Annotated in this window: 9 protein-coding genes; 2 read left to right on the top strand and 7 right to left on the bottom strand. The window is 51.0% G+C overall.

Annotated elements, in window-relative coordinates:
• The 4 genes from truA to COY37_RS05060 all read right to left on the bottom strand — a co-directional run.
• The coding region (gene truA / locus COY37_RS05075; protein WP_286976543.1) for a tRNA pseudouridine(38-40) synthase TruA at positions 1-771 on the bottom strand (771 nt) is incomplete at its 3' end.
• 76 nt (positions 772-847) lie between these two features.
• Complete coding sequence (locus COY37_RS05070; protein WP_286679412.1) at positions 848-1,651, bottom strand: energy-coupling factor transporter transmembrane component T family protein; 804 nt, start codon at positions 1,649-1,651, stop codon at positions 848-850.
• Positions 1,648-2,523 carry an energy-coupling factor transporter ATPase gene (locus tag COY37_RS05065; RefSeq protein WP_286976541.1) on the bottom strand — a complete coding sequence of 292 codons (876 nt, stop codon included), beginning with the start codon at positions 2,521-2,523 and terminating at the stop codon, positions 1,648-1,650. The genes COY37_RS05070 and COY37_RS05065 overlap by 4 nt, the downstream gene beginning before the upstream one ends.
• Positions 2,517-3,347 (bottom strand): energy-coupling factor transporter ATPase, encoded by an 831-nt coding sequence (locus COY37_RS05060; RefSeq protein WP_353682487.1) that lies wholly within the window; start codon positions 3,345-3,347, stop codon positions 2,517-2,519. Before COY37_RS05060 ends, COY37_RS05065 begins: the two co-directional genes overlap by 7 nt.
• Positions 3,348-3,473: 126 nt before the next feature.
• On the opposite strand from COY37_RS05060, the gene mntA reads away from it, so the two are divergent.
• Together mntA and hepT are read left to right on the top strand one after the other, a co-directional pair.
• The gene (gene mntA, locus COY37_RS05055) at positions 3,474-3,905 is read left to right on the top strand and encodes a type VII toxin-antitoxin system MntA family adenylyltransferase antitoxin (RefSeq protein ID WP_286679415.1); all 432 of its coding nucleotides are present in this window, start codon (positions 3,474-3,476) and stop codon (positions 3,903-3,905) included.
• The gene (gene hepT / locus COY37_RS05050) at positions 3,898-4,332 is read left to right on the top strand and encodes a type VII toxin-antitoxin system HepT family RNase toxin (protein ID WP_286679416.1); all 435 of its coding nucleotides are present in this window, start codon (positions 3,898-3,900) and stop codon (positions 4,330-4,332) included. The genes mntA and hepT overlap by 8 nt, the downstream gene beginning before the upstream one ends.
• A 168-nt stretch (positions 4,333-4,500) precedes the next feature.
• Here the strand turns inward: hepT and COY37_RS05045 are convergent, their stop codons facing one another.
• The 3 genes from COY37_RS05045 to COY37_RS05035 form a co-directional block, all read right to left on the bottom strand.
• A complete protein-coding gene (locus tag COY37_RS05045) occupies positions 4,501-4,686 on the bottom strand; it encodes a hypothetical protein (RefSeq protein ID WP_286679417.1) in 186 nt (61 codons plus the stop codon).
• Positions 4,683-4,934, bottom strand: a complete 252-nt coding sequence (locus tag COY37_RS05040) for a ribbon-helix-helix protein, CopG family (protein WP_286679418.1) — start codon at positions 4,932-4,934, stop codon at positions 4,683-4,685. The genes COY37_RS05045 and COY37_RS05040 overlap by 4 nt, the downstream gene beginning before the upstream one ends.
• Before the next feature lie 80 nt (positions 4,935-5,014).
• On the bottom strand, positions 5,015-5,199 hold a 185-nt coding region (locus tag COY37_RS05035; protein ID WP_286976535.1), incomplete at its 5' end, for a hypothetical protein.

Below are 5,199 nucleotides of genomic sequence, written 5' to 3'. Positions count from 1 at the left end.
CCTGACCAACGTGAGGCCCTTGGCTGGGGCAGTTCTTCCCGCCCGCATTCTATCTTTTGCACCCAGAATGGATTCGATATCCTGTGGGGATATGATACCGAGACCGGCATCGATTGCGGTGCCGGCGATAATGCGGACCATGTTGTGCAGAAAGGCATGGGCGCGCACGTGGAGCGCTATAAGTCCCTCAAGTGGCTCTCCCGCCCAGGCGATGTCGGATGAGCGTTTGCAGGATATCTCAAGGATGGTCCTCACGGGATTTTGGGCGGCGTTCTCGGGCTTGTGCGGCATAGTGTAAAACGAGGTAAAATCGTGCCGGCCTTGCAGGTGCCGCACAGCCGCATCCATAGCCTCGGCATCAAGCGGCTTCGCCTCGTGATGGACGAACTTATCCGCAAATACCGAGCGATAGGAGCGGTTTAGGATATAGTAATGGTATTCACGCCACCGAGGGTCCCTGCGGGCATCGAATGCCTCAGGTACCTCTTCCACACCATTTGCCGCCATATCCCCCGGAAGCAGTGCATTCAACGAATAAGGAATCCGCTTAAGCGGCATATCGGAGCGCGTAAAAAAGTTTACCACCTGGCCGAATGCATGCACACCGGCATCGGTCCGGCCAGCCGCATTCACCTCGATCGGCTCGCCGAGAAGCGTGCTTAAGTTCGCCTCAAGCTCCCCTTGCAGCGTACGCACCTGCTGCTTGACCTGCTTCTGCCATCCGCTATAATTCGTTCCGTCGTATTCGAGCGTCAGTTTTATATTTCGCATATCTTTTCGTAAGTCTTTCGCGTATCTTTTGGCCTCTGTTTCGGCATGTCACTTCTTATGCCACTTCTTATGTTTACTATATGACCGGCATTCTTCCAACCCATACCATCCCCGCAAGTAATAGCATCACAACGGCAAAGCCAAACCAATCGCCGGGTTTCATTTTCAGCTCGCGCATCCTGGTGCGGCCCTTGCCGCCACGGTAGGCGCGCGCTTCCATTACTTCGGCTAGATCGTCGGCCCGCCTGAAAACGCCTACGAAGAGCGGGACAAGGATCGGCATGAAGCTGCGGGCCCTGGTTACCGGGTTTCTCGAATCAAACCTGGCGCCCCGTGCCGCCTGTGCCTTGATGATTTTATCGGCCTCAGCGGAGAGAATCGGGATAAAGCGCATCGCGATTGTCATCATCATCGCCAGCTCGTGCGATGGCACACCCACCCTTTTAAGGGGTGAGAGCAAATACTCGAGCGCGTCGGTAAGCGCAACCGGCGTGGTGGTAAGCGTTAAAAGAGACGCGCCGATCACTAATAAGATGAGGCGAAGGTCAAGAAACATGCCGGTTTTAAATCCCGGGATGCTTATCTTTAGCGGCCCGATTAACGCCCACGGTTCTCCTCCCGTGAAGAGCTGGACCAGTAGGGTAAAGGCCAGTATAACAAACAGTGGGCGGATTCCGCGCAGCACGAGACCGATTGCAAGCCCGCCCAGAATCACAAGCCCGCCCAGCATAACCCCAATGACGGCAAAGCCGGTAAAATTTCCGATAAAAAACACCGCCAGCGCGTAAGCAGCGACAAGCAGAATTTTTATCCGGGGATCGGCGTTGTGAACGATTGAGTCCGATGGATAATACTGACCGATTGCCAAGCCCGGCTTCACAGGCGTTGTTCTCCTTTTAGGGCGTTGCATACCAGGTTTACGGTCTCCCGGAGGCTAACGGCGCCGGTATCAAGATCGAACCCGCGCCCGCTTAGCTTAACCAGCAACTCCGTCGTCGCCGGGATATTAAGGCCGATGTTTTTAAGAACACCCGCCTGAGAAAATACCGTTCCGGGGTCGCCGTCGAAAACGATACGCCCTTTGTCCAAAACGACGACGCGGTGCGCAAACTCGGCAACTTCATCCATGTCGTGGGACACGAAAACTATCGTCATCCCATCGCGGTTAAGCTCTGTTAGGCACCGCATAACCCTGGCCTTTCCCCGGGCATCGAGACCGCTCGTCGGCTCGTCCAGGACAAGCATGCGCGGTTTCATGGCCAAAACGCCCGCAATTGCAACAAGGCGCTGTTCCCCACCGCTCAACTCAAACGGCGACCTGCCCGCAAACCGGTCGTAGCTAAGGCCGACCAGCTCCAGGGCTTCTTCGGCCCGCTCGGATACTTCCTCACCCGACAGCCCAAGGTTTCGTGGGCCAAAGGATACGTCTTCTGCCACCGTCTCTTCAAAAAGCTGGCTCTCCGGGAACTGAAATACCAGGCCGACTTCACGTCTCACCTCGTAGGGATGTATATTCACGCCAATCTGTTTTCCTTTGAAGACCGCTTTACCTTCGGTAGGGGTCAAGAGCCCGTTAAAGTGTTGGATTAGCGTCGATTTACCCGAGCCGGTCGGTCCGATAAAGGCGATAAACTCTCCCTCTTCGACAGACAGGTTGATGTTTCTTAACGCTTCGCTTGTGAGAGGTGTGCCCGGCATGTAGGTAAATCCAAGATCGATACATTCTATAAGCGCGATGCTAAAGTTTAGCATAGCGCCTCCACCAGCTCATCCACTGTAAGAATCGTGCCCGGAAGCTTTACGCCCGCCCGGATGAGTTCTTCGGCGATCAGCCTTGCCCGCGGAGCCCCCACCCCTACAGCCATGAGCGCACGGATGTCGGAAAATATTGCGTGCGGCGGACCGTCCCGGACTACGGCGCCCCCCGATAAAACGATGACTCTATCGGCTAAAACAGCCTCGTCCGCAATGTGGGTGATATGGATGGCGGTAATACCGAGGTCTCCTTTAAGTTTCTTGATCGTGGCGATTATCTCGGCGCTTCCCCTGGGGTCGAGCATAGATGTGGCCTCATCAAAGACCAGATATTTTGGATGCATGGCAAGCGAGGCGGCAACGGCGACCCGCTGTTTCTGCCCGCCCGAAAGCAGGTGCGGCTCGCGTTTCGCGTAATCGGCCATATCGACCGCTGCAAGCGCCTCCCGAATGCGAGACCGGATCTCATCCGGCTCAACGCCTAAGTTCTCGGGGCCGAACGCCACATCGTCTTCAACGCTTGTCGCGATGATCTGATTATCCGGGTTCTGAAAGACGATGCCCACCAATGAGCGCACCTTCCACAGCTCTTCACGATCAGCAGTCGATATACCATCCACCAGCACTTCCCCTTTAGATGGTATAAGCAGGCCGTTGATGTGCCGAGCCAGCGTGGATTTTCCCGATCCGTTCGCCCCCAGCACGGCAACAAACTCGCCTTCCTTGATAGTAAGGCTCACATCATCGAGCGCCGTTATTTTCTTTTTATCCTTACCGTAATGGTAGGTTACGTTTTTTAATTGGATCATGTATCTGATTATATAACACCTGATCGAGACCCGATTGAAAATCCCTGTGATATTATAATCGCATTGCGTATAGCGTATAATTGGAACTATTGGGAAGTTTAACTATAATTGGTGCATGATAGAAGTTGGCGATTGCTTATGATAAAACCAAAAAATATTGCAGAGAAGATAAGGCGTGTTCTTGAGCCAGATAAGAATATATTGTTGGTATACCTTTTCGGCTCGGCTGTTACAGGTAAATATCACGCTGGCAGCGATATAGACATCGGGGTGTTGCTGCGCTCTTGCCCGGACCGCCTTTTATGTGTAGAGGAATCGCTTTTATTAAGTGATAAGCTTGCCAACGCATTGGCTACCGATAAGATAGATCTTATTATATTAAACATCGCCGACCCGCTCCTATCGTTTGAAGTTGCCACAAAGGGTATGTTGGTTTTCGAGCAACGCTCAGGCTTAGCTGATGAATTTAGGCTAAAGGCAGTTAAGATGCATATGGATGCAAGAAAGTTCTTTGAGCAAGACAAGCAGGCTGTTGAAAGGTTTATAGCGGAGATGAAGCCAGGTGCTTAATGCTGCCCTAGTAAGACGAAAATTAATCTCTTTGCAGGGATATTTAAAGGAGCTTAAACAGCTATCCAGCGTTTCGCTTCAAGAGTATAAAAGCGATTTTACAAAACGCAGGGCTATTGAGCGACTGATACAACTTCTTGTTGAGACAGCATCTGATATCAATGCACATGTTTTGATCGAAGAGACCGGTGAGCCGCCAAGAGATTATTATACATCTTTTATTCGTGCTTCCGATGTTGGACTAATCTCTAGCGAACTTGCAGAAAGCCTGGCTCCATCTGCCGGATTGCGCAATAGAATAGTCCACGAGTATGAGATATTGAAAGACGAAATAGTGTATGCAAGCATAAAGCAAGCGATAGATAAGTATACACGCTATGTCCAGGAAGTAAACGCATTTCTGGAAGCTAAAGGTAACCAAGATTAAGGACTCAGGGGACGTTCTTCTCCCCTTTTTCCTCTTAGGCCTTAATCGTTCTCAATTGCTGACCTATCAACCAATCTTCAAAATCAAGCGGATCTATCCTTTGGATAGTATCCGCATGGTCAAAATCTTTATCAGCGCTTATGATAGTATCTATATTGTTGTTGCTCATCACTGCCAGATGTAAAAGATCCCTTGGGCTAAAGGAATATTTTTCAGAAAAACTTCAGCACTGGTTTCGCCATAGAGTTCTTCTCTTGCTATCGCCCCAAGAATATACCCGCATGGTTCTTTGTATGCACTCTCGGCTCCACCCCAATACATAGGAATATTGGTGTCAACGAACACCCGCTTCATCCGAGCATTCCTCTACGAATTTCCTCTTCCATTTGCTCCCAGCTTGAAACAGGTGCTTCAACCTTGCCTAGCTCTTCGACAGCCTTTAGCTTTTTCAGAATCCGTGCTTCTCTTGCCGGATAGCGTGCATCGATAGCCTCTCGCACAAGTTCTGATACGGACTTGCCTCTACGTTGTGATTCCTCTTCCAATACTTTAAAACGCTGTTCATCAAGCCGAACTTCCAAACGTCTTGGCAAAGACGACATTCCCGGCAGTCTCCTTTACGTAACATGATTCCGTACAATTTATTTTTTACCTTTCCCGCAACAATAGACCAAGACGGCATTCATGCAGAGCGTGGCAGAGCGTGCGTCGCGATATGTACGACGTCTTCTATGATCACCATCAGCGTATATTTAATCGCCTTGGTGCGTTTCCTATTAGCGGAGTTAATGATTGGAACTGTCTCACAGCGCTGGGTTTCGCTGACGGCTAGAACCGGTTTCAGTCTCCTATTAGCGGAGTTAATGA

Origin of the sequence: Candidatus Aquicultor secundus (genome assembly GCF_002791875.1) — a bacterium.
GTDB lineage: Bacteria > Actinomycetota > Aquicultoria > Aquicultorales > Aquicultoraceae > Aquicultor_A > Aquicultor_A secundus.
Note: the sequence above shows the minus strand (reverse complement) of the source record. Positions and strands in the feature narration are given on the sequence as shown.

Bases quoted from the DNA above. Each gene is read 5' to 3' on its own strand.
- COY37_RS05065 (WP_286976541.1), bottom strand. From the start codon at position 2,523: ATGCTAAACTTTAGCATCGCGCTTATAGAATGTATCGATCTTGGATTT.
- mntA (WP_286679415.1), top strand. From the start codon at position 3,474: ATGATAAAACCAAAAAATATTGCAGAGAAGATAAGGCGTGTTCTTGAG.
- COY37_RS05045 (WP_286679417.1), bottom strand. From the start codon at position 4,686: ATGAAGCGGGTGTTCGTTGACACCAATATTCCTATGTATTGGGGTGGA.
- COY37_RS05040 (WP_286679418.1), bottom strand. From the start codon at position 4,934: ATGTCGTCTTTGCCAAGACGTTTGGAAGTTCGGCTTGATGAACAGCGT.